Origin of the sequence: Pseudomonas fluorescens NCIMB 11764 (assembly GCF_000293885.2) — a bacterium.
Lineage (GTDB): Bacteria > Pseudomonadota > Gammaproteobacteria > Pseudomonadales > Pseudomonadaceae > Aquipseudomonas > Aquipseudomonas fluorescens_B.
In genome coordinates this window covers 2,853,569-2,875,094 of the sequence record NZ_CP010945.1, presented here as the reverse complement: position 1 = coordinate 2,875,094, position 21,526 = coordinate 2,853,569, and the positions used below count along the sequence as shown (strand labels likewise).

Sequence of the window (21,526 nt, the reverse complement as noted above, 5' to 3'; positions counted from 1 at the left end):
ATGACTAACTGATCTTGCCGTAACGAGACCACATGCAACTCATAACTGAAATTGTTCACCCCGAGCTGAAATCCAAACAGGGCAGAGTATTCCGTCGACACGCAGCACGCGGCATCGTGATGCGGGATGAACAGATCCTGTTGCTGTTCACGGAGCGCTATAACGATTTCAGCTTTCCTGGAGGCGGCCTTGATGGTGACGAAGACATTGTCGCAGGCCTGAAGCGTGAGCTTGAGGAAGAGACTGGTGCCCGTGAAATACAGGTGCTCCAGCACTACGGTTATATCGAGGAGTACCGGCCCTACTGGAAGCCACAATATGACCTGATGCACATGACGTCGCATTTTTATCTATGCGAAGTAGCGCCCCAGCTAGAGCCCGTCAGAATGGAAAGCCACGAAATCGCTAATGGAATGCGGCCTGTCTGGGTCAGCCTGCATGAGGCCATATCGCACAACGAAGCCGTGATGCAGCGTCAGGAGTTATCGATGGGGCAGTCAATTCAGCGCGAAACGTTCATGCTGAAAAAAGTCGCGTCCGAGTTGATGCCGCCAATCAGCCTTTGAGGGGATATCTCAGCAACTTGTGGCGTAAAACACGATGACCTCGCTTCGCGAGACGATGTTCCGGCCACAGGATTTCTGTCAGGGAGAAACTCCGTGGCCGGCTCGCTTACGCTTATTTAGAAACCGTGGCGGCGACAATGGCGGGCGCAGCGCTGCGTCGCAAAATCAGGACTCCACCGATTGCAGCCAGGGTCGAACCAATCAACACGCCGACTTTTACCTCATCGATCAGGTGAGCTGATCCAGCAAACGCCAGGTTTCCGATGAACAGGCTCATGGTGAAGCCGATGCCACACAAGAGCGCAACGCCGTAAAGCTGTGCCCAATTGCTACCTTCCGGCAGTTTGGCCAAGCCCATACGAATGGCCAGAGCAGCCAATAGGAAAATGCCAATCTGCTTGCCCACCAACAAGCCGAGCGCAACACCCAGCGGAACCGGATCGACTAGGTTTTCCATCGAGATACCGGCCAATGAAACACCCGCATTGGCGAAGCCAAAAATCGGCACCACAGCGAACGCTACCCACATATGCAGCTTTTCTTCTAGGAACAGCAGTGGAGACCGGGCTTCCTCTTCAGGCTTACCCATTGGAACGCACAGCGCTACAGCGACACCCGCAAGGGTGGCGTGCACTCCCGATTGCAGCACGAAGAACCACAGCACACCACCTACCAGCAGATACGGGAACAATCGTCTGACGCCCAATCGATTCATTGCGATCAGAATGGCCAGGGTTGCGAGCGATGCCAGCAACATCGGCATGGAAAGACCAGAGGTGTAGAAAAAGGCAATGATGACTACAGCACCCAGGTCGTCAATGATCGCCAAGGCGGCGAGGAAGACCTTCAGCGACGTAGGGACTCGCTTCCCCAGCAACGACAAGACACCCAAGGCGAATGCGATGTCGGTAGCGGCTGGGATAGCCCACCCCTTCAAAGTCTCAGAATTACCCCAGTTGATTGCGATGTAGATCAGCGCAGGCACAACCATGCCACCTAAAGCACCAAACCCCGGCAGGGCGCGCTGGCCCCAAGTGGAAAGCCCACCTGCCAGAACCTCTCTTTTGATCTCTAGGCCGACCATCAGGAAGAAGATGGCCATGAGGCCATCATTGACCCAATGCTCCACAGACATGCCCAACCAGACACTGTGCAAGGCGGCAAAATAACCTTGCGAGAGAGGCGAGTTCGCCACGATTAGGGCCGCGAGTGCTGCGCCCATCAGTACAAGACCGCCAGCGGATTCCGACGATAGGAAGCGAGCCAGAATCGCGGCTGCTCTAGGGGTTTCTGCGGGAACTCTACTATGAGTCATCAGTGTCCTTGCGCTTTGATCCAAAGCGATTATTTTAACATCCGAGGTTTACCAGCGCGGCAGGGCACATAGCCTGTAACGATTTACACCGGGCCTTAATCAGCCTTCAGTGTGTTCCCCGGCACGGGCTCGCTCATGAACCGCAGGGGCGCGCTCCAAGCACATAGCCTCACTAGGCGAGCGAGCATCGATCCTTCTTTACAGGCGTGTGGCTCCTCGGATATTTGATGATTGAAGCAACTGAGGCCCAGCATAAATGCACGCACCTCAGCGCGATCCTACGACAGTGGCATTTGAATCTGGAGTAAGCCTATTTGGGGATATACGCCGCTACCGACTTGCGAATCTCTTCCCGCGCCTCATCCGCGCTCCCCCAACGCACCATCTTCACCCACTTACCCGGCTCCAATGCTTTGTAGTTTTCGAAGAAGTGCTGGATCTGTGCGAGGAGTAAGGCAGGGAGGTCTGAGCACTCTTTCACGTCGGTGTACATTGAACTAAGTTTCTCGTGAGGCACTGCGATCACCTTGGCATCCGCTCCGGCTTCGTCAGTCATGTACATCACGCCAACCGGGCGACTGCGGATGACAACGCCAGGTGAGACGGGATAAGGGCAAACCACCAGGACGTCCAGCGGATCACCATCGTCGCTCAGCGTGTTCGGAATAAACCCGTAGTTGGCCGGGTAGAACATCGGCGTGCTGAGGAAGCGGTCGACAAAGGTCTGCCCACTTGGCTTGTCCACCTCGTACTTAATCGGCGAGTGGTTTGCAGGAATCTCGATAACGGTGAAGAAGTCATCGGGGATCGCGTTACCAGCCGGAATGTCCGTGTAGCTCATGTTCATAGCTCCGAAGTTGTCGAAGGGGCTGAACTGGAAGGCGTTTGTCCAAGAGTGCCCATCTCGATTGGCGTCTTCGTGAAAAATACCGATATTTCCTCAGAGTCCAGTCGTTTGAACAATCGTTCGGCCTCATCTTCCGTGATTGCCAAGCGAATTTCCGTGGGTTGATCCGCCAGCTCAAAAAAGTGCGATGAATGCAGTTTTCCTGTGTGCCCAAACCCTTCGATTCCGGTGCAGAGCGTGGCGCCCCGCAACCCCATTTCTTTAGCCACGTCGACGATCCATTCACCTAGCATCTTTCCCTGATAACGACGGTTTTGTTGGGTGAAGAAAACGACCATATAGCCTTTCATTTCTATCTCCTCAGCGAGTACCAATCATTTGGTAGGACAGAAGCCCGGCAGCGGTCATCGCTAACGAGCCTGCAACGTGCAACGAAATTGAGCCAAGCGCCCAGACCAGTCTGCCCTCCTGAATCAAGGCAACCGTTTCGGCTGAAAATGTAGAGAAGGTAGTAAGCCCACCACAGAAACCCGTGATGATCAGGAGACGCCACTCTGGACTGAGGGTAGGGGAAGCGGCCAAGAAGGCGATGGCCAGGCCGATGATGTAGCCCCCAACCATGTTCGCGACCACAGTACCTGGAGGAATCGTAGGAAACAGAGCATTCAGTTTCATGCCCAATATCCAGCGCAACCAGGCTCCAAGTGAAGCGCCAACGGCGATGACCATTAATGACTTCAGCACGGAGAGTCCTCCTCATCAGATCTGAGTGGACTAATTGGCAAGCGGCTCGCGCTGAAGGAAAAGGGAAACTCGAAGGGTAAGATCATAGCCTGTCCTGAATTGGAGGACAGGGGGACACACCTACGCACCCTGTCCAGGGTTCACGTAGGCATCATCAGCACTAAGGCGGTTAAAGGAGGAATGCCATCTCCTGTTCTGATCCTATAGCATCAGCGCCAATGGCATCAAGAGGCATCAAGAGCAGCTGCATGCAAGCGATCTGAAGGCCCTTTTGGCTAGGCAAGATGTTTAATCAATGATCCAAGTACGGGCCGACCCTTTGCACGACTAGGTCATTTGGCGCGTTTACATGGATTTAACCGATACCACTTCCACGTACTTGTACTTTTTCCTAGCAGCCTTTACAGCCTCCTGCTCAGCAAGCAACGAGCTCAACGTGTCGGCCTCGTGAAACAACTCGACCATTTTTCCTTCAAACTCGTTTCCAACACGTAACGTGACCCTCAGCCTAGGCGTAAATGCTTTTGCCACTTTCTTCTTCGCTGCTGGAGCGACCAGCGGTTTGGCGAGCACAACTTCTTCCACGGGCTCCGGCACTAGCGGCGTAGAAACTTGCTCCTCTGGCTGAGGTGTGCCGAAAAGGGCATGACGCATTTCTTCTTCAGTTAAATCAGAGCTCATAGAACATCTCAAAAGGACGCATTTCGCTGGGCAAGTTTTAATAGGATTGTTGCTGACTGGTATTCGTGGAGCCTGTGCGGACGTCAAATCCCCAGTTCGATTTCAAGACAAGAGCCTCGTAAGGCTTGCGAAAGCTTCACCTTTGGCAGCAGTGTAATGAGCCCATCAACTAAGTTGCTAGCGTGACGAGCGTAAAGCGTGACTGTGCCTGCATCAGGCGTTCGACCTGGCACGATGGCACCTACCCGCTGCTGGGCAATTTTCAGTATGCTCAAGACGTCCTGACTCACCTCATTGGTGGACAGGTGTTCGACCAATGGTCTGGGTGGAGGGGCGGCGCGGCTCCACATTTCTATGACCGCTTGGAGGAGTCCGTCTGAGCCAAGATGCTCGAGAGCCATTTCCCATAGCTGACCTTCCTGCGCCATATCCAAGCGAGCCCTAGTCATTACGGAGTTCTAACAAGGTGAGGGTCTTTCTTGATTGTGAGTTTACCAAGCTCTCAGCGGCTGCGAAGCTGATATCACTCGCACTGGTGGCTGACGATGGGCGCGAATTCTACGTGGAATTGCTCGATGCTTGGAAAGAAGAAGACTGCAGTGATTTCGTAAAGGAAATCGTGCTTCCGCAGCTGTGGGGTGGGAGCTACGCATTGCCTATTGTTGAAGCCAGGATATCGCTGCTCAGGTTTCTGACGTCGTTCAAAAAGGAGGTCGAGATCGTCACTGATGCCCCTCAGTACGATTGGGAGCTTTTTTGCGACCTGGTATATGAGGACGGACGATGGCCCAGAATCGTTCGCAATTTTCCTACCGATGCGACGACGCTTTCTCCGACTAGCGAGGGTGAAGAGCTGCCTCACCACGCCTTGCTCGACGCCAGGATTATTGCCGGCATGTTTGCTCAGTGATGCCAGGGTACTGTTGCGGATCGCTAACCTATACGACGGTGAAGTGACGTTTAAACCTCTAGTTCAGTCTAGGGGATTGTCGGGGGTACCCTTCATTGAGTGGAAATGGTGGTGAATCAGCGTGGGGGAAGCTCAGTGAAGCGAAGTCTGGGATAGATCCTCTGTTCAACCGCGCACTCGGAAATTTGCCAGAATGCCGAAAGGAGTGCCTCCTCTGAGGGACAGTGCCTGGTCATAACCTCGAACTCGTTGTAATCAAATGCCAACACACGAACACCTACATCATCCATGAAATCCAAGATCATGGCCCCGTACTCTTCATAGGTGTCGCTAAACAGCTCTTTTACCACCACGACTCCTACAAGGGGGCGTGCTGCAAGATCGATTTTGAGGGAAGTACCATCAACAAGCCGCAGCGCGGGATTTCCCTCACGCTCGATAGTTGAAACTGCGCCACGTAGCTGCGATAGGCCTCCTTTCAACTGACTCAGGGCCTTCTTACGCTTTCGTTCAAGCTTTGTCCCCATCATTTCAGCTGTGTTTGGGCTGTCCTTGGCCTGTAGTAAAAGCGTGACCTCCGTCCCCAAAACAACAGCATCGGTCAGCTCTTCCCCATCGGAGACTTTCACTGGCCCATGGATGATTTGCTCCGCCGAGTAAGCACGCTGGAGCAGATAGATGATATCCAGCTCCTGTAGGTGTCCTGGCTCCGGTCGCTCAAGGTGAGTATTTGAGAAACCTCTGGAACCCTGGAAGCCTTGGCGAGTGAGGTCGGTGATCAGGAAGTCGCTTGGAAATAGATCCTCCAAGAGCGTCAACGTTACTGCTCGGCTGTCGTCTTCCCTAGTCGTAAAGCTGAACCAGTGATCTGCCTGCTCCATCATGAGATGCCAGTGCTCCTTCCCCAAGGGATTGACACCCTTTGCATACTTTCGGAGCCCTTCAAGGCTAGCGTGCGCTGTACTGCTGAGAAGTTCGCGATTGTGTTCATCAAAAAAACAGACGCTAAAACGGTCAGGAAGACTTTTCAGGCCCTCTGTAAAAGGATCGCTACCCATCAGAGGTGTTTTAATAGTCAGCGGACTAATCGGATCATCAAAGCAGGCCGTCAACAGCGTCAGGCCTTGCGCCTCATCAGACTTGTATGGTGCAAGATAGAACTTCAGCTCGCGCTTCTCACGTGCGGCGAGGATAAATTCTTTGCCCGCTTTGACCACGAGCGCTGGGCCATCAGGGCCTTCTACAATCCAAAGACCACGACCGAGCGATGCAACGTCCTGAAGCACTTCGGGCTTCATGATGGTTAGGTACATTGGAGCCTCTGATGAAATTTAGCGTTGCCGCATGGGCTTAGAACAATTTATCCAAAGGTACGAATACTGAACCTGTCTCAGCAGCCGCCCGCACTTTGCGGTCGATTACATCCGCAAATGGTATGTGCTTGTCTAAAGCATCGTTGATATCTTTTCCCGAAATGCATATCAAGCTCTTGCCGCGCCCGAATGCCTCCAGCCCAACGTCAGTGAATCCGTAGTAACTGATAAAAACACCTCGTGTCCAAGCTGCCTTCTGGCTGATCTTGCCTTGAAAGATGTGCAGCTCCCCTGCACCAACAGGGTTCACTACCCACTTCGCCTCAACAAGGTAGATGTCACCTCGGCATTGGAAGCTTCCATCTATCTGTTCCCCCGTATTCCGAAATGGTGCGCGAGGTTGGAGGTTGGATGCCTCAAACAGCTGCTGGAGGAACGTCTCGAATGCGTAGCCTCGTGCTTGAGGAGCGAGCTTATGAATGTCCAACAGGGCCCTCTTCAACTGAGCCGCCTGATCAACATTTACCTGACGCACAGCTGCGAACGGATCGCCATTGATGACGTCGGCAGATGAGCCGGACTCCAAGCCTTGAATCAAAGTCAGGAAGCGCCCCTCGGCGTTAACCACAGGTTCATCTTTGCGTTGGTTGGCCAGCGCAGCCTGACGATATTGCCAGAGTGCTTTGAGCGCTCGCACGCAAGTCGGTGTATCGGCAAGCGTGAGGAAGCTCCGCAGGCGCCTAGCTTTGGATGTGCCATCCGCAGCGAACAGCGGATCATCAATATCGATCTCCAGCTCTCCGAGGAAGAACTGGGACATGGTGCGGTCTGAGAAGTCCAACACGTAACCCCCTTCCATCTCGAAAAGAAGGTCGATTAGCTTCATATCCAGTGGTTTGATCTTCGGCATGCCACACGTCCTTGGCTAAGCATAGGGAACCGAGCATACGATATCGCTGAAAGTGTCCGATAACTATCTGCTCCCGAGGAAGCGGTCAAAACCTCGGAGACCGGATTCAATGGCCAACGGTTAGGGAATCGAGCAGGCACCATGTGCTGGCGTCCGAAATGGCAAGCGGAGCGCCTAGGCCCAAGCAGGGCTGGAGACTTGAGGATGGAAGCCCGAAGGGGCCAAGTCCCGCAACAGCGGGATTGGTAAACGACAGCCATCCCCGAGGCGGGGCAAGCCCAAAACAACGACCTCAGAGCTACTGGAGGCGATCCGGCGTTGGCAGATACCTGTCTCCCGCTATGCGCATGAACTCACGCAAGCTACGCCGTCCGACGTCCCGCCTGAACGTCGCAATGACGTACTTCGAGTTGACCGTATTGATCACCCAAAAACTGCCTTCCTTCGTTACGGACTGAATGTCGGATGTCCGAATCAGCCGACCATCTGCAAATCGTTGGTACGGCCCAGGGCAAATGTGACCGAACACCACACCAACAGCACTGCACGCATGAATATGGACATTCACCAGGTAGGCCGTGACCAGCCCGTCGTAGTCTTGATTCACTGCTTTGGCGATGCGAAGAAGGTCGAAGTCCGAGTAGCGCTTTTCGTGTAAATCGACTGCGACGGTATTGATGTCGTCCATAGCTACAGAGCCTCCGACGCTGAGGCTACGCCGGTGGTTGCAGCGCTGCGCCGATATAGCTCCCTGACCCCAACCAAGGCATCGACATCGAGGTCGCGCTGATGGGTATTGACGTACACATCACCACTCTCGACGTGCAGAACACAGATCGGCACTTCTGCTTGGTTGAACCCCATGGAAAGCGATTTCAGCTTTTCCATCTTCCAGCCTGACCCTTTGTTCATCCATGCCGGGGTAACGACCTGGACATCTTGAATGACCATGCTCTCGTCTTGGGAGACCAGCAGCTCCACCAAGCGAGGCTCATCGTTCAGCATCTCTTCATAAGCTACGAACCGTCCCTCATGCCGGCGCTTGAGACTGACGTGATACCAATGAGTAACCAAGGATCGCGACATGGCGTGGAAGTGAGCGAGACCGTCCCCGAACATACCCACCGGGCCGGCCTGGTCTTGCATGCTAATCCTGAACATCGTGTATCTCGTGTTGAGCAGGCCCGCGAAGTGCGCCTGCGATTAACATAAGCCAAATATTGTCTTCAGCGAGGCAGTCATCTCGCGCCCTTTTCCCACGAGCACGTACACCGTGTTTCGCGTCTCGAACAGGCAAACACCGTCGAACGATTTACACAGGGTCGAGCGCACCCAGCCCCCTGGCGGAAACCGGCCATGACCGTCATGGATGACGCAGTGGGCATACATGAACATCGGCTCCAGACCAGTAGCTCGTACTTTCGCGAGCGACTCTGGGGATTCGTCGACGTGGAAGATGACCCAGTCCTCGACGGTGCAAAAAGGCTTACGACCGAAGCGCCCCGCGACCAATACTTCCACTTCTGCATGAGACAGCGACGTGCCAGCAGAGGAGATTTCCCCCTCCCGCAGCAGCTCGTGCTCAGAAGAATTAGTCATAAATTGATGATCCTATTGGCGACAAAGGAAATAGGGCTCTGCGCACGCACAGATCGCAAAGGTTGCGCATCTTTCGTCCCATCGCAATGACTATATACATTTGTGTGGAACTCATCAAACGGGGCATACCGTCTCCTTTTGTGGAGAGGTGCGCTGGATGTCTTTGCGGAAGGCATATGCGGCAACGCTACAGTGGCTGAGGGTTCGACATGGGTTGTCGCAAGCAGACCTCCAGCAACAGACTGATCAAGCACACATAAGCCGCTTGGAAGCATCGACGACATCGGCTACCGTCGATCTCAGTGCCGATTTAGCTAAAGCGCTAGGCCTAATGCCACTCTCCTTTCTCACACTGGTGGCCGCAGCCGATGAGGGCAAGACCGCGCGCTCAGTTCTGAATGACACAATGAAAGAACTCATGCAGCTCGGTGTTCTTGATGAGCAGCTACCTGCCGAACCCCAAAAGCTCACTACGCCCCAGAGGATCGCTGCCGCAGAAAGACTCAAAGCGGTGCGCGATCTCAAGGCGGCAGGCCTTTCTCAAGCGGAGGTTTGCCGGCAATTAGAACTGCCCAAGAGCACAGTTAACCGGCTGTGGTACGTTGGCGGTTGAGACTCAATTAGGCACCAAACCCTGCCCAGCATGGATCAGAGCCATTTTTCGATGTCAGTATCCAGCAAAAAGGACAATGTGACCTCAGCCTTGGATCACGCTTTCTCGCACAGTAGTCCACGCTAGAAAACCACTTACAGGTTGCCGGTAGTCCACCCAGACTCGTAAAGTTCTGAACCATGGACTGGCCAACGTGAGAAGACGATATGGATGAGGAATCGCCACCGATGCTCGACCCGGAGCTTGAGGCCATCCAGTGGCCGGCAGACTTCTCCGGCCAGCAGCTGTTTATCCAGGGTGAAGATTGGCAGTACAACGCGATGCTGAACTGGTCTCACTTTCGTGTCGATCTCTATGCTTTTGCATACAAAGATGCCGCTGACGGACTTGTGGAGGCGATGGCGAATCGTCAGGTGCCATTGGATAGCGGCATTTACCCTTTGCTTTTTCTATACCGCCACTCCTTGGAGCTGCAGTTCAAGCTGATGCTAAAGAGTGCTCGCGCTCTGACAGGCAAAGAGCCCAAGAACTACGACAAGCATCCGTTGATGCCTCTGTGGTCGGAGTTGCGTCATCTGCTCAAGGGCATCGGTCTAGAGCGCTCTGACGCCAATGCTACTGCTGTTCACGAGTTCATTCGCCAGTTGGACAACGTTGACCCAGACTCGATGGCGTTTCGGTATGCGACGACCAATAGTGGTAAAGACCATCTCCCAGACGTTACGCACATCAACATCCGGCACTTGCGCGAGGTGCTCAACAGCGTCTTCGTTTGGCTAAACGGCACATATAGCTGGATTGGGGAGATGGAGCAGGGAAAGCCTGGCGACTGATCACGCTAGGTGTGATGCCAGGCAGTTACCCTTCATGCTGATCATGCTTGCCGGGCAAGATCTTAGGCCAGAGATCACCGCCTATGGCTCCGACCTAATCTGTTTTAAATCGTTTGAAAAGTTTTTCGGGCGCCAGATACAACCTCCCGCGTGTCCGTGAGAAGGCAACATAGAGTTTGTTTTTTGTCTGTGGAGGGAGATCGGCAAGCGAGGATTTTTCGTAGACCTTCCAGTGAGTAGTACCCAGCACAACGCATACATCGTTGTAGTGATCCAGACCTTTACTGGCACCCCAGTTGTTAGACAGACACCCGTATTTATAATGTTCCTGGTAGAACAGCTTCACCACGTTGCCATCGGCGTGCACGGCGTTAGCATCGACTTGATTGGCCAGAGGAATGATTTCGGTTTCATACGTGTGCTGTGACTGCATATCAATCTGCAGATGTGCACGTATGAAATCACATACGGTGACGCCACACCTCCAGCTTCGACTCAGTGTCTCCTTGTCGACAGTCACACCCGCCTTTTGAAAAAGCTTTTCGTATTTCCCAATGTCAGCGTGTAGCGAGCTGTTCACGTTTCCATCACGACTGGTGTCGAACGTATGCTGATAGAAGTCACCTACAAATAGCATTTCAACCTTGGCTTTCGCTAATGCCATTAGCAGGTTGAAATCATGACCTGCTAGGTCTTGAACTTCGTCGACATAAAACTCATCGTAAAAGCGCTCCATTCGCGCCATCACGTCAGGAATTGCATTAACGGTCTCTAGGAGCTTTGCGAGGCGATTGTGGTAAACGCTGCCGCTTGTAGTAGCGTAATACGCCATATTGTCCCGTTTGAGCTTTAGCGTACGGGCGTGCGGAGCTCGAAAGCTGATTCCCCGCGTCTGCATATGCACTTGCAGCAGAGGGCGATAGCAGAAGCTATAAAGGAACGTGAAATAACTCAGCAGGTTGATGTTTTTCGGCACATGGCCAAACCGTTTGATGATGCTATCGCGCAAATGGCGATAGTTGTTCTCCGTGTAGGTGATTATCAGTGCGCGCTTTTCTAGGCTCAGACGCTTCACTAGCAAGGTGGTCTTCCCTGAACCTGCCACAGCGAACATCACTCGTTTATCCATTGGATTGCCTCCGCGATGTAGGCAGGAACGGTGAGCTCGCCTGGCTTTCCCTTGAGCAGCTCAAACGCGGCTTCTGCCTTGTTTGCCAGCATGTATTCCAAGGGGGAGAGGGTTTTTCGTCCTGGGCCGAAGACGGTCTTGCAGGTTTCCTCGTTGTCGTTGTGCAACCCTATTTCGAAGGTTGAACGGGCATTGTCTTTGTCGGCAAAGACTTTGGCATTATCCGAAGCGAAGTCGACGTAGTTTTCTACGCAGTTTTTCTGATAATCCTTGTCATTGTCTCGTATGGCTGCGACTCGAATTCCGAGCAGGTTAGCGAGTTCCATGTACCTTTTGAAGCTGGTGCCCCCAATAGAGATTATGTGGACGTCATCGACATGCGGTAGGCGCCCATTTGTACATTGCTTATAGAACTCTTCCACCAGGATGAATTCAGCATCACCTTCAACCAATATCACCTTCTTCGAGAGCGCGAACTCCAGGACGTTGTTATCCGGGGCCTTCATGAAGAATTCTGCGGTGTCAGGTGATAGGGCTTTAAGTGAGCCAGCAGCTGCATTCGGGCCGATCAAAAGGGCATGCCGAAGATCAAGCCTTGAGCAGATATGGCTGCTGTGGGTTGCAATGAAAAGCTGGGTGCTCTCGTTCTCCGCTAGCTTGGCGACAAGTGCTTTCATGGAGGAATGGCTGAGGTGGTTCTCAGGCTCCTCCAAGAGCATTACATCCAAGCCGCCTTGCTTGTGCTTGCTCAGCGCAAATTCAGTCTTGATGAAGCACTGCCTTCCTTTGCCGTGGTTCTCAAGCGGAATATTGTCTTCCGTGATGATTAGGTCAGTTTCCAGGTTCGACCGGACGCTACTCCGTACGTCAAACTGATACGCGGGTAGGTCAGCGTTGAGGGCTGCGAGATGTTGTCCTGTAAAAGCCTGCTTGCCTTGGCGATACAGGTTTTCAAGCTTATAGCGGTCTTCAACGGGGGCGTTGAAAGCGTACACAGCTCGGGTGTATTCACGAGATGCGTGGTCGCCATCAATACGTGAACCGTCTAGCATCATGTGTTTGATGGGTCGGTTGAAAGCTGCATAAGGCCTGCAGGCGAACGTTTCAAACCGCACCGCGTAATATTCGAACGGGAAGTTCGGTTGATCATCAGCCAAGATGGCTTGCACCGCTTCGCCATACTCGGCCATCACCGCAAGGATCATGCGCACGCCGTCAGTCTGGCGCTGGTGGGAGTTGTTGGTTCCATACAGGCCTTCGTCGTCACCTTCCTCTAGGAAAACGTCGACTATCAGCTCAGGTAGTTTTTCTAGGGTCTTCTCCCCTGCGAGGAAGGTGTTCACCGAATCCTTGTTGAGCAGTGTTTCTGCACCCAGAGCTTCAATGCGGTTGCGACTCCCGCCGAGCGCGAGGTCTAGCGCGAGCAAAATGCTGCTTTTTCCTGCCTCATTGTTGCCAATCAGCACATTCTTCCCAGACTCAAAATCGAGCGTGAGCGTTTTGAATTTTTTGAAATTCTGAATTACCACTTTCCGTATGGTGTGCATGTTTAGCCCTGAGCTGGAAAATCAAAAATGAAGTTGAACCACATGGTTGTTGAGTCAGGTGGTTACGGATTCATAGCCAATACATATCCATCTGCAACGAAACCTCGTCAAGAGATCGGCTCGTTTACCGGCTAAAGCGCCTACGAGAGTGTAATCCCCCGCAAGACGCCATCAGATAATCGCTCAAACGCCGTACCGTTTGTTACCGCCAGAGGTAATGCAGTATCGACCACCCCTAGGCCCTATACACACGTTTCCAGAGGAACAGGGGCACGAGGAACCGTAAGCTGGAGTCTGTTGGCGAGCGGGTAGTGGAAGCTGGGCCGACGGTCTGGGCTTCGGAACAACGTAGCAGCCAGGCCCACTGCATAGACTCTTGGACGAAAGCCATTTCGAAGATTGACCATCAATGCTGATACGCGCCCATTCATTCCTCGTCTCGAAGACCTGAACCTTTTCCCCGCGCCTCAGTTTGGAGATGACCTTTCCACCTGGTTGATCCCTGACATTGAGATTATCAGCACTCACAAAGTGCTCAGTTGCGGAAGCAGGAGCCGGGGTTGGCGGTGAGGCCGGGGAAATCGACGCTTGCGTATTCGGCGAGCTAAGAGCGTGTGGCTGTACCGGGGCTGGAGGCGTGTCTTTCTTCCCCATTGCCCACAGGACGGCAAAAAGAATCAGGAGCGGGACAAACCATGACGGGGACTTCTTGCGCATATCCATTGCTCTCATTCAGCATGTATTACACGGCTGTCTTCCTGACCACCCGGACGTCATCACCTATTGCGAGCTTAGCCAAGCGTCCACTTTTTGCAGCCTGTGCAGTTCAGAAAGCTGGGGCTTGCCAAGATCAAGCACCTTAAGCAACCGATTCCTTGCCTCAGGGGAAGGAAACCATTCCGCGACTTCTACATTGCAATGTGTTGAATCGCTCAACGCCCATTTAACGATCATGTCAGTTGCGGCTCTATAGTGATCAGCCATAAAGAGCCTTTTATCCTCTACGGGCCAGCCGCGCTTCCTCAACTGCTCGGTAACATCAGTGATGCCCGTGTCACCAAAAAAGGCGTCGGTATCTGGGTAGTGAATCCCTGCAAGCGATACTTTGGCGACCCCTGCCTCTCGGTCAAAGTACGACAGGAAGTGCCACCCACCGGTGATACACCCTGGGTGAGGGAAATTGATTGCGGCCTTGCCAGTTATGTAGTGCTGGCGAGAAACGCGTTTGAGATCGAAATCGAGGAGCGGTTGCTTCATGTGACATGTCTCTGTGCAGTTGCGTTATCTGATTGCCAGGACGCGCCCTGAAGACGGAAGACTAAGACGCAGCAAGTTTCCATCGGGCTCAGCGTCTAAGGTGACTTAGAATCACCGCCATCTGAACTTTGCTAGGCACAGCCCCATGGACAAAGACCTGATCTGCCACCAATGCTTGAACGAAGCCTATCTCATTAGGTTGATCAGGCGAACAGGCGTGACTGCGGAGTGCTCGTTCTGCCTAAAAAGGCGTAAGGGTATCCCATTCGAAGACCTGATCAGCATGGTCGACGATGTCCTCCAGAAGTATTGCCATCCTGGAGCGATATACGATCAGTACGATGACAACGGAAAACGCTCTGAAACAGAGCAGACTGGCGATCCCCTTATCTTCCATGTCGCAGAATTGCTTGGTTTGGATGAGGACGACCCGGTTGCCGAGCGTGTTCTCTGCGACCTCAACGAAAGCTCCCATTACGACATCATGCAAGGAGGTGACGCGAGGTACAGCGATGATGAAAACTATGAGTGGAGAGTGATTCGACCAAGGGAAGCAGAAGCTCGATGGCTGAATTTTCAGAACGAAATGAAGCATGGAAATCGATTTTTTAGTCAGCATGCCAAGGATTTTCTGGACTGGCTGTTTCGAGGGCTCTCATCCTTCAAAAGCCCTAATGGCTTGATGTCCGTTGTCAGAGAGCTTGTCGACGATCAGATCTTTCGTGCTAGGCGCTGTGATTCCGCTTCAGAATACGACTCGATCATTAGCAAGCCTGCTGCAGAACTCGGCCCTCCACCCAAGGAGGCCGCAGGTGCTGGCCGAATGAACCCTAAAGGGCTGGCCGCTTTTTATGGCGCTTTTGACCGAAAGACCTGTGTTGCCGAGCTTCGCCCGCCAGTAGGAGGACGAGTCGTAAGCGGAGAATTCAAACTCACAAGACCCGTTCGCGTCCTGGATTTCATCGCATTGGATGAAGCCTACGAAGCGAGGCCGTTGAGTGCGTTTGAAGCCAGCTACGAAGAGCAAATGGGTAGGCGCATCTTCTTGAAAACACTCCACGCAAAAATTACCGTTCCGGTGCTTCCGAACCAGGAACACGAATACCTAGCTACACAAGTCATGGCGGAGTACCTAGCTACACAATTCGACCCGCCGCTCGACGGAGTGCTGTTCGAATCAGCTCAAGTGCGGAAAGGTACAAACCTGACCCTTTTTAATCATGCCGTGGTGGCTTCACTCGAGCCTAGAACTGCTTTCACGAACCTAGATGATTTGCTTAGCAGCCCCTCATCGCAGACGCCTGCGATTGAGTACGTGCCTGACACGCTGGTAAGGCATAAGGTTTGTCGTGTCAAATTCATAACTGAAGACCTGCAGCGCGATGATGGTCAGCCAGAGTCCGACGAGCATTACGACGACTGGGATGATTACTAGAGGCTATGTACGCTGACGTAGGTGTTAGAAGGTGCGCGGCTGCGGCAGTCGTCGTTGCCGACTAAAAGTCGACCGCTAGAGAGCCTTCAGCAGTTTCTCAAGCATCTGATGCTCCCATACAGATAGCAGTGCAATGGGGTCTGTGCCAAAGCGATCTCCGGAGTCAAACGACCAGTGTCGCCCATCCGGGCTGATGCATTTTTCGCAGTAGTCGAGCTGATCGCAGTCGTTGTAAATCGATATCTCCCAACCATCTACATTGATCTGGAAGTGGCCGGCATAAATTTCGTCCCACGATTCATGACCTACCTTACTCATGACGCTTCGACCCAAAATCACCTCCCTAAGTACGTGGGATACCTCTCTTGCGGAGAGCTCAGCCGCAGTGTTTTCGCTAACGCTACCTACCTGGGATGAACGCGCTGCCGCTCTGGCCTCTTTCAGCCTTTGCTCAGCGTACATAGCCGGGTCATCAGCTGGCAGCGGGTAGCCGGCAGCGGATAGAGCTTCGGCGCGTTCTTCAATGAGTAGGCGCTCGGGATCGCGAACCTTTTGGTAGGCTCTGCCTGGTACACGTCGAGTTGTGTCCATTCCCGGCTCCCCAGAAGGCTGATGACTAAGAGCGACTAAATTACTTTTAGAACGATAACAGAACGCTGCGAATAGCGATGCCGAGCTCCGAATCATGAGGGTAGGATGCGTTGCGATCTATGCTTCACAGAGGCTCAGACACCAAGCAAGCGGAGCGCGCAGGCGTGAGGGATGCGAGCCCGCAGGGTCGAGACACGCCTTGGCGGGGCTCGATTCACGGCAGCCTGACGCCGCAGGCGGCACGCCATCAACGCCAACAAGAGGTAACTCAAATGCCCGACGATGAACTCCGCGAACTGGAGGCCAAGAGACGAAAGGCTTTGTGGATGCTTGCGAACATATCTCCAGGCGATTTGAAGGCGTTCGATGCCTTATCTATCCTTGATAACCTTGATCTTCAAGAACGGAAATACTCCCCTCATGCTGACAAGGCACTTGAGCTCAACCAGCTTCGGGATTGTGTCACCGTGCAGTATCACCACTCCGGAATCGACATCATTTTGGAGCAGACTATCCCCCAGCCCTGGAGGGAGCGCTTCAATCAGGCGAGTATCGGGTCGACCAGATTGTTAGATGGGCCTTACGCTGCGGACTGGTGTAAATTCCTGGCTTGTTGGGAATCAGAGATGCAGCACCTCGAGGCACACAGAGCTGCCAGAAGTAAGCCCAAGCTGGATTGATGCAGACGGAGAAAAGACGTGGAACGAGACAGCGATGACACCGTGTATTGCGATATCCAAATGCATGTAGCCCAAGGCCGGGAGCTACTGGAAGTAGTGACTGCCCTGCGAGAGTCGAAAGCTCATCCAAGTCTCGACAGAGTTTTTGAACACATTCAGGACGAGCTCAGCACCTCAATCGACATCGTTGAGAACCCGCCGACCTGGGGGCCTTGGTTTCAGTAAACCTCACCACAGCCCGTACTGTTTCTTCCTGTATATCGCGGATAGCCCACCAGTGTGAAAGCTGCCGGTGCCGGCGACTACAACTCCTGCAAGCACCTCTCCTTCCGTCTCTCTAGGTACAATACGAGCGTGACGCCTGCACCGCTCGGGAGCTCATTTTCAGAAGATGCCTAATGAGTGCGCCTATCAAAATCAATCAGTAAAGGAATACAGTCTTGCATATTAAAAGTTTTGGTCTGTTGGGGCTTCGAACACTCTGCCTCAATAACATCATGCAGACCAACTCCCTTAAACCGCGTGATGTTCCTCAAGTCAAAGCTTCAAAGGTTAATATTTTCGTCGGCCCCAACGGCGGCGGTAAGTCAACTGTGCTAGATATGGTGCGCGCACTCAAGGATGTTGAGATTATAAAAACGATTGCTCGTGAAAACATGCGATCCACTACCGTGGCGGCTTCCATCATCTACTTTGACAATGGAGCTTGGGTAGCTTCAGTATTCAACAAGCTAGATATTGATGAATTTGGCACATACATAGCCGTTACCACACGAGAAGACAGACACTTATTCAAGGGAAGCATTTACAGTAAATCGTCGAAATCTCCCAAAGAACTTTTAAAGGTTTTAGATAAACTAGAAGCAATAATTAGTTTTCGCTCATCACACGACGAGCGCGGAGTTTGTATTAACAAAGTCATCAACGCGCTCAATAATGATGGCAAGCATCTAGTGGGACTCGCGCCGCACCCATTGCAGCCCGACCAAGTAGACTATAAAAGGCCTCCAAATGCAGATGACGCCTACAAGCATGCCAACCCAATTAGCTTTCTTGATAAGAATACGTTAGGTGTCTACCTCAACGATGATTTAGGTCAGTACAACCATATCCCAATAAAGATGCTGCCGTCTGGATGGCGGGCGTTTGCTGGACTAATAGGATGGCTGAACTCTGTTAAGGATGACCAGATATGTGTCATCGAGGAGCCTGAAGTCCACCTGCATCCAACGCTTCAGAGACTCATGATGGCTAGAGTTTCTGAAATCGTCACCCGCAAGAACCTTCAGCTTTTCATCTCTACGCACTCTTCTGTGCTTCTAGACATATCAAGCTGGTCTGTACCAGACACAAAGCTATTTGAAGTAAATGGTTACGCATTATCAGAATTAACATCACCTGCAAGGGCTCTGTCAGGGCTCGGCATAAAACCAAGCGATGTTTTTCAAGCCAACGGAGTGATATGGGTCGAAGGGGCGTCTGATCGAATCTACATTTTGCACTGGCTTTCGCTCTGGTGCTCGACGCATGGTAAATCCATGCCCATGGAGAATCTTGATTTCTCCTTCGTTTTTTACGGCGGCTCTATGCTCGGCCATTTCACATCAAATGCTACGCCAGGATTAATTGACATATTCAGTATAAACAGGAACTCCATAGTAGTTATGGATCGAGATCTAGACTTTCAGCGCGCAGCTGACGGCACTGATGAATGCATTAACCAAAACTGCGTGAAATATCAGGTTTGGGCAGACATTGCTGAACATGAATCGAAGACAGGATATTGCTGGGTGACTGATGGCTATACGATTGAAAGTTATTTGCCAGCAGCTTTTCGAGACAAGCATTATCGGATTTTCGGCGCTAGACTAAAGCAAATTACTACTTATTCAAAAGTTACAATCGCGGACAAGTTCGTAGCCGGGGGTAGCACTTTCAACCATAGCTATGACCCACAAACCGACTTGCCAACTCAGATTGAAAGACTTTTCAACACTATTGAGGCATGGCAGTTGTAGGCCCAAGCGTCGGTAAGTCTCGCCTCAAGGCAATCAAAGGTGTGCATCCCAAGCGTCCATCGCCTCGCTCACAGTAGCCAACCAGCGGAGATGATCGTTCTGTATGGCATTGGCGACGTGCTTGGCGGTGTTGGCTTCGATCCAAGTTGGGATACTTTGCGTGCCGTCCGAGAACAGGCTTGCGGTCGCGACAGCGAATCGCCCCGTACTCGTAGACTGGAGGCACAGATAACGCACTGCACCGCCACTGTGCAACCGACGCCAAGCCACCACCTCGATACAGTCCATGGCACCCACTGGCGTCTCTACGGAGGGACTCGCTTCCTGTTCCAGCAGGAGGCCTGTCGCTGCCTCGAAAGGTTTCCTAGGCGCTCCTGGTTTGTGGACAAGATGCTTCAACTGCTGACGTGAGGCGATTATCTGATCTCGGAGTTCTTCGGGATCGATGGACATCCCGCCCTCCGGTGTCACCTTGAGGGTCTTCAAGGAGTTGGCCGCCTGGATGAACTCGCGCTCACGCTTCTTCTCTTGTTGAGGACGGCGGTCGGGAAACAGTTTAGTGATTAAGCGATGGAGGTTGATCATGATGTATTCCGCAAGCGCCGATTGTAGCCGAGAAGCTCGGATAGGCTATCACTAGCATGCCTGCATATCCCCACAACCTAACGCGTATATGGCGGAAGCTGTTGCCGCTGCTCGAGAGCTGTCAAAATTAGCGAAGAAAAATGGACACTTACCGTTTTCTTGTAACTAATTGATTTTCATGAATTTGATATGTCCATTTCAATAATAAGCTCACGCGTGCAGAACTTCGACAAGACCATCGTTTCGATTCCGACCTGGCGCCTGATGTCCGAGTCGTTCAAGAACTGGCGCGGCATGCAGCAGTCGGGTGGGCGACGGATCAAACGCAGCCTGTTCATCGACGCAAGCGGTGTGCGATTCATCCGTGATGATGAAGAGCAGAAGCTGTCCCAGGTGCATCTGCTGACCGATTACATCAGCCGCAAACAGGCTGAACTCAAGGCGTGGAACGAGGCTCAGGGCAACGTCGCGGCCATGTCGGCCAACCGGCGGCGGATGACCAACATCGGGACCTTCCGCGCCTATGCGCTGGCGTATTTGAAGAGCCACACGGAGATTCAGCCGAACATGACCTGCATGGTCCGGCAGATGCAAACCACGGCGCAGGGGATTCCGCTGGAAATCTACTGCTTCACCCGCACCACGGCGTGGGCGGATTACGAGCGGATTCAGGGGGATATTTTCGATTACTTGCTGGCGGTGCTGCCGGAGTTCGGGTTAAGCCTTTATCAGCAGCCGAGTGGCGGGGATCTCAGGGCCGGGTTGCTCCCGGCCATGCTGGGCGCCAGCCACATTCCAGAGCCTGAAAAACACGTCATGTAACTTCAGGTCTCCCCTTGTGGGAGCGAGCCTGCTCGCTCCCACAAGGGTTTAGTGCGCGACTGCCGGTTGGCGTATACCCAACCGGCTAATCCACACCGCCATCAAAATCACCGAACCACCCAAAAACAAGCGCCCCAGCTCCTCATGCTGATTCCAGATCAGCAGATTGATCAGCAACCCCACCGGCACATGCAGGTTGTTCATCACCGCCAACGTCCCGCCATTCACCAGGCACGCGCCCTTGTTCCACCAGTACAACCCCAACGCGGTCGAGACCAGGCCGAGGAACACCAGCACGCCCCATTGCAGCGGTGCTTCGGGCAGGAAATTCTGTTTGCCGAACAGCAGAAAGGCCGGCAACGCCACCGCCAATGCGCCGAGATAGAAAAAACCGAAGCGCCGGTAATGCGGCAGATCGCTCGGATGACGCGCCACCAGATGCTTATAAAGCACCTGCCCGGCGGCGTAGGTGAAGTTGGCCAGTTGCAGCAGCAGGAACCCCATGAAGAAATCCGGGTTGATCCGGTCAAAGCGGATCACCGCTGCGCCGAGCACTGCCACCAGCGCTGCGACCAGCGCCCATGGATTGAAACGCCGGTTAAGCGCATCTTCAATCAACGTCACATGCAGTGGCGTGAGGATGGTGAACAGCAAGACTTCCGGCACCGTCAGCACCCGGAAGCTCAGATACAGGCAGACGTAGGTCACGCCAAACTGCAACGCGCCGATCAGCAGCATGCCGCGCATGAACGCCGGTTCGACCGAACGCCAGCGCGTCAGCGGAATAAACACCAAACCCGCCAGCAACACCCGCACCAGCACTGCGAAGTAACTGTCGACATGACCGGCCAGGTATTCGCCGATCAGACTGAAGGAAAACGCCTGGATCAGCGTGACAAAAAGTAGATAGCCCATGCTCGCCTCGTTTTGAATGGCGGCGACGATAGCGGGTTTTGCCGGCGATCGCGAGAACACACATAAACCTGCGGGCAAGCCCGCACACAGGGATCTGTGTCCGCCATCAAACCGCAGACAAAAAAAAGCCCGATCTCGCTAAAGCGTTCAATCGGGCTACAGCACTCAGGAGCAACAAGTGCAAAGGGAGGTCGATGCGCGTACAGGCTTGAAGGG

At 53.1% G+C, this 21,526-nt stretch carries 25 protein-coding genes, 1 pseudogene and 1 riboswitch; of the genes and pseudogenes, 9 read left to right on the top strand and 17 right to left on the bottom strand.

The genetic code is table 11. The annotated features are described in order from the left end of the window. The first annotated feature begins 32 nt into the window (after nucleotides 1-32). The gene (locus B723_RS13200) at nucleotides 33-566 is read left to right on the top strand and encodes an NUDIX hydrolase (protein ID WP_017337063.1); all 534 of its coding nucleotides are present in this window, start codon (nucleotides 33-35) and stop codon (nucleotides 564-566) included. 112 nt (nucleotides 567-678) lie between these two features. Here the strand turns inward: B723_RS13200 and nhaA are convergent, their stop codons facing one another. The 5 genes from nhaA to B723_RS13175 all read right to left on the bottom strand — a co-directional run bounded on the left by nhaA (nucleotide 679) and on the right by B723_RS13175 (nucleotide 4,153). Further along, nucleotides 679-1,881, bottom strand: a complete 1,203-nt coding sequence (nhaA, locus tag B723_RS13195) for a Na+/H+ antiporter NhaA (RefSeq protein ID WP_017337062.1) — start codon at nucleotides 1,879-1,881, stop codon at nucleotides 679-681. A gap of 310 nt (nucleotides 1,882-2,191) precedes the next feature. Then, on the bottom strand, nucleotides 2,192-2,722 hold the full coding sequence (gene ppa / locus B723_RS13190) for an inorganic diphosphatase (RefSeq protein WP_017337061.1): 531 nt from the start codon (nucleotides 2,720-2,722) through the stop codon (nucleotides 2,192-2,194). A gap of 2 nt (nucleotides 2,723-2,724) precedes the next feature. Next, entirely contained in the window at nucleotides 2,725-3,078 is a 354-nt protein-coding gene (locus B723_RS13185) for a DUF190 domain-containing protein (RefSeq protein WP_017337060.1), read from the bottom strand. A 10-nt stretch (nucleotides 3,079-3,088) separates the two neighbouring features. Then, a complete protein-coding gene (gene crcB / locus B723_RS13180; protein WP_017337059.1) occupies nucleotides 3,089-3,472 on the bottom strand; it encodes a fluoride efflux transporter CrcB in 384 nt (127 codons plus the stop codon). 138 nt (nucleotides 3,473-3,610) lie between these two features. Further along, nucleotides 3,611-3,672, bottom strand: a riboswitch (Fluoride riboswitch). A 145-nt stretch (nucleotides 3,673-3,817) separates the two neighbouring features. Next, nucleotides 3,818-4,153 carry a hypothetical protein gene (locus tag B723_RS13175; protein ID WP_017337058.1) on the bottom strand — a complete coding sequence of 112 codons (336 nt, stop codon included), beginning with the start codon at nucleotides 4,151-4,153 and terminating at the stop codon, nucleotides 3,818-3,820. A 466-nt stretch (nucleotides 4,154-4,619) separates the two neighbouring features. Between B723_RS13175 and B723_RS13165 the strand changes: the two genes are divergently transcribed. Continuing rightward, the gene (locus B723_RS13165) at nucleotides 4,620-5,063 is read left to right on the top strand and encodes a 3'-5' exoribonuclease (RefSeq protein WP_017337056.1); all 444 of its coding nucleotides are present in this window, start codon (nucleotides 4,620-4,622) and stop codon (nucleotides 5,061-5,063) included. A gap of 116 nt (nucleotides 5,064-5,179) precedes the next feature. On the opposite strand, the gene B723_RS33635 is transcribed toward B723_RS13165, so the two are convergent. The 5 genes from B723_RS33635 to B723_RS13135 all read right to left on the bottom strand — a co-directional run bounded on the left by B723_RS33635 (nucleotide 5,180) and on the right by B723_RS13135 (nucleotide 8,885). Beyond that, complete coding sequence (locus B723_RS33635; protein WP_238588319.1) at nucleotides 5,180-6,376, bottom strand: hypothetical protein; 1,197 nt, start codon at nucleotides 6,374-6,376, stop codon at nucleotides 5,180-5,182. Nucleotides 6,377-6,413: 37 nt separating this feature from the next. After that, complete coding sequence (locus B723_RS13150; RefSeq protein ID WP_017337053.1) at nucleotides 6,414-7,286, bottom strand: restriction endonuclease; 873 nt, start codon at nucleotides 7,284-7,286, stop codon at nucleotides 6,414-6,416. 298 nt (nucleotides 7,287-7,584) lie between these two features. Beyond that, nucleotides 7,585-7,974 (bottom strand): hypothetical protein, encoded by a 390-nt coding sequence (locus B723_RS13145; protein ID WP_017337052.1) that lies wholly within the window; start codon nucleotides 7,972-7,974, stop codon nucleotides 7,585-7,587. Nucleotides 7,975-7,976: 2 nt separating this feature from the next. Continuing rightward, nucleotides 7,977-8,447, bottom strand: a complete 471-nt coding sequence (locus B723_RS13140; RefSeq protein ID WP_017337051.1) for a hypothetical protein — start codon at nucleotides 8,445-8,447, stop codon at nucleotides 7,977-7,979. Between the two features lie 42 nt (nucleotides 8,448-8,489). Continuing rightward, entirely contained in the window at nucleotides 8,490-8,885 is a 396-nt protein-coding gene (locus tag B723_RS13135) for a DUF6957 family protein (RefSeq protein WP_017337050.1), read from the bottom strand. A gap of 157 nt (nucleotides 8,886-9,042) precedes the next feature. On the opposite strand from B723_RS13135, the gene B723_RS13130 reads away from it, so the two are divergent. Both B723_RS13130 and B723_RS13125 read left to right on the top strand, forming a co-directional pair. After that, the gene (locus tag B723_RS13130; protein WP_017337049.1) at nucleotides 9,043-9,498 is read left to right on the top strand and encodes a helix-turn-helix domain-containing protein; all 456 of its coding nucleotides are present in this window, start codon (nucleotides 9,043-9,045) and stop codon (nucleotides 9,496-9,498) included. Between the two features lie 206 nt (nucleotides 9,499-9,704). Continuing rightward, nucleotides 9,705-10,331, top strand: a complete 627-nt coding sequence (locus B723_RS13125) for a hypothetical protein (protein ID WP_131672254.1) — start codon at nucleotides 9,705-9,707, stop codon at nucleotides 10,329-10,331. A 94-nt stretch (nucleotides 10,332-10,425) separates the two neighbouring features. Here B723_RS13125 and B723_RS13120 read toward each other — a convergent pair whose 3' ends face one another. The 4 genes from B723_RS13120 to B723_RS13110 all read right to left on the bottom strand — a co-directional run bounded on the left by B723_RS13120 (nucleotide 10,426) and on the right by B723_RS13110 (nucleotide 14,264). After that, nucleotides 10,426-11,460 carry an AAA family ATPase gene (locus B723_RS13120; protein WP_031318513.1) on the bottom strand — a complete coding sequence of 345 codons (1,035 nt, stop codon included), beginning with the start codon at nucleotides 11,458-11,460 and terminating at the stop codon, nucleotides 10,426-10,428. After that, entirely contained in the window at nucleotides 11,445-13,007 is a 1,563-nt protein-coding gene (locus tag B723_RS13115) for an ATP-dependent nuclease (protein WP_017337046.1), read from the bottom strand. The genes B723_RS13120 and B723_RS13115 overlap by 16 nt, the downstream gene beginning before the upstream one ends. Nucleotides 13,008-13,190: 183 nt before the next feature. Next, the gene (locus B723_RS32190; protein ID WP_080995179.1) at nucleotides 13,191-13,661 is read right to left on the bottom strand and encodes an SH3 domain-containing protein; all 471 of its coding nucleotides are present in this window, start codon (nucleotides 13,659-13,661) and stop codon (nucleotides 13,191-13,193) included. A 126-nt stretch (nucleotides 13,662-13,787) separates the two neighbouring features. Then, nucleotides 13,788-14,264 carry a hypothetical protein gene (locus B723_RS13110; protein WP_017337045.1) on the bottom strand — a complete coding sequence of 159 codons (477 nt, stop codon included), beginning with the start codon at nucleotides 14,262-14,264 and terminating at the stop codon, nucleotides 13,788-13,790. A 145-nt stretch (nucleotides 14,265-14,409) separates the two neighbouring features. On the opposite strand from B723_RS13110, the gene B723_RS13105 reads away from it, so the two are divergent. Then, nucleotides 14,410-15,699 carry an RES family NAD+ phosphorylase gene (locus B723_RS13105; RefSeq protein ID WP_017337044.1) on the top strand — a complete coding sequence of 430 codons (1,290 nt, stop codon included), beginning with the start codon at nucleotides 14,410-14,412 and terminating at the stop codon, nucleotides 15,697-15,699. A gap of 75 nt (nucleotides 15,700-15,774) precedes the next feature. Here B723_RS13105 and B723_RS33980 read toward each other — a convergent pair whose 3' ends face one another. Then, the gene (locus tag B723_RS33980; protein WP_017337043.1) at nucleotides 15,775-16,290 is read right to left on the bottom strand and encodes a DUF7693 family protein; all 516 of its coding nucleotides are present in this window, start codon (nucleotides 16,288-16,290) and stop codon (nucleotides 15,775-15,777) included. Between the two features lie 272 nt (nucleotides 16,291-16,562). Here B723_RS33980 and B723_RS13095 point away from each other — a divergent pair, with 272 nt between their 5' ends. From B723_RS13095 to B723_RS13085, 3 genes are all read left to right on the top strand, one after another. Next, nucleotides 16,563-16,970, top strand: coding sequence for a hypothetical protein (locus tag B723_RS13095; protein WP_031318510.1), 408 nt, complete (start codon nucleotides 16,563-16,565; stop codon nucleotides 16,968-16,970). Between the two features lie 18 nt (nucleotides 16,971-16,988). Continuing rightward, nucleotides 16,989-17,195, top strand: a complete 207-nt coding sequence (locus B723_RS33630) for a hypothetical protein (RefSeq protein WP_017337041.1) — start codon at nucleotides 16,989-16,991, stop codon at nucleotides 17,193-17,195. A 215-nt stretch (nucleotides 17,196-17,410) separates the two neighbouring features. Then, nucleotides 17,411-18,988: an ATP-dependent nuclease gene (locus B723_RS13085; protein WP_017337040.1), complete on the top strand. Its 1,578-nt coding sequence runs from the start codon at nucleotides 17,411-17,413 to the stop codon at nucleotides 18,986-18,988. Nucleotides 18,989-19,021: 33 nt separating this feature from the next. Here the strand turns inward: B723_RS13085 and B723_RS13080 are convergent, their stop codons facing one another. Next, the gene (locus B723_RS13080) at nucleotides 19,022-19,573 is read right to left on the bottom strand and encodes a hypothetical protein (protein ID WP_017337039.1); all 552 of its coding nucleotides are present in this window, start codon (nucleotides 19,571-19,573) and stop codon (nucleotides 19,022-19,024) included. A 213-nt stretch (nucleotides 19,574-19,786) separates the two neighbouring features. Here B723_RS13080 and B723_RS13075 point away from each other — a divergent pair. Beyond that, nucleotides 19,787-20,395, top strand: a pseudogene (locus B723_RS13075) (mechanosensitive ion channel family protein); the annotation flags it as partial. Between the two features lie 48 nt (nucleotides 20,396-20,443). Here B723_RS13075 and B723_RS13070 read toward each other — a convergent pair. After that, nucleotides 20,444-21,310, bottom strand: coding sequence for a carboxylate/amino acid/amine transporter (locus tag B723_RS13070; protein WP_017337037.1), 867 nt, complete (start codon nucleotides 21,308-21,310; stop codon nucleotides 20,444-20,446). Nucleotides 21,311-21,526 lie beyond the last annotated feature (216 nt).

Bases quoted from the DNA above. Each gene is read 5' to 3' on its own strand.
- B723_RS13200 (WP_017337063.1), top strand. From the start codon at position 33: ATGCAACTCATAACTGAAATTGTTCACCCCGAGCTGAAATCCAAACAG.
- nhaA (WP_017337062.1), bottom strand. From the start codon at position 1,881: ATGACTCATAGTAGAGTTCCCGCAGAAACCCCTAGAGCAGCCGCGATT.
- ppa (WP_017337061.1), bottom strand. From the start codon at position 2,722: ATGAGCTACACGGACATTCCGGCTGGTAACGCGATCCCCGATGACTTC.
- B723_RS13185 (WP_017337060.1), bottom strand. From the start codon at position 3,078: ATGAAAGGCTATATGGTCGTTTTCTTCACCCAACAAAACCGTCGTTAT.
- B723_RS13175 (WP_017337058.1), bottom strand. From the start codon at position 4,153: ATGAGCTCTGATTTAACTGAAGAAGAAATGCGTCATGCCCTTTTCGGC.
- B723_RS33635 (WP_238588319.1), bottom strand. From the start codon at position 6,376: ATGTACCTAACCATCATGAAGCCCGAAGTGCTTCAGGACGTTGCATCG.
- B723_RS13150 (WP_017337053.1), bottom strand. From the start codon at position 7,286: ATGCCGAAGATCAAACCACTGGATATGAAGCTAATCGACCTTCTTTTC.
- B723_RS13145 (WP_017337052.1), bottom strand. From the start codon at position 7,974: ATGGACGACATCAATACCGTCGCAGTCGATTTACACGAAAAGCGCTAC.
- B723_RS13140 (WP_017337051.1), bottom strand. From the start codon at position 8,447: ATGTTCAGGATTAGCATGCAAGACCAGGCCGGCCCGGTGGGTATGTTC.
- B723_RS13135 (WP_017337050.1), bottom strand. From the start codon at position 8,885: ATGACTAATTCTTCTGAGCACGAGCTGCTGCGGGAGGGGGAAATCTCC.
- B723_RS13130 (WP_017337049.1), top strand. From the start codon at position 9,043: ATGTCTTTGCGGAAGGCATATGCGGCAACGCTACAGTGGCTGAGGGTT.
- B723_RS13125 (WP_131672254.1), top strand. From the start codon at position 9,705: ATGGATGAGGAATCGCCACCGATGCTCGACCCGGAGCTTGAGGCCATC.
- B723_RS13120 (WP_031318513.1), bottom strand. From the start codon at position 11,460: ATGGATAAACGAGTGATGTTCGCTGTGGCAGGTTCAGGGAAGACCACC.
- B723_RS13115 (WP_017337046.1), bottom strand. From the start codon at position 13,007: ATGCACACCATACGGAAAGTGGTAATTCAGAATTTCAAAAAATTCAAA.
- B723_RS32190 (WP_080995179.1), bottom strand. From the start codon at position 13,661: ATGGGGAAGAAAGACACGCCTCCAGCCCCGGTACAGCCACACGCTCTT.
- B723_RS13110 (WP_017337045.1), bottom strand. From the start codon at position 14,264: ATGAAGCAACCGCTCCTCGATTTCGATCTCAAACGCGTTTCTCGCCAG.
- B723_RS13105 (WP_017337044.1), top strand. From the start codon at position 14,410: ATGGACAAAGACCTGATCTGCCACCAATGCTTGAACGAAGCCTATCTC.
- B723_RS33980 (WP_017337043.1), bottom strand. From the start codon at position 16,290: ATGGACACAACTCGACGTGTACCAGGCAGAGCCTACCAAAAGGTTCGC.
- B723_RS13095 (WP_031318510.1), top strand. From the start codon at position 16,563: ATGCCCGACGATGAACTCCGCGAACTGGAGGCCAAGAGACGAAAGGCT.
- B723_RS13080 (WP_017337039.1), bottom strand. From the start codon at position 19,573: ATGATCAACCTCCATCGCTTAATCACTAAACTGTTTCCCGACCGCCGT.
- B723_RS13070 (WP_017337037.1), bottom strand. From the start codon at position 21,310: ATGGGCTATCTACTTTTTGTCACGCTGATCCAGGCGTTTTCCTTCAGT.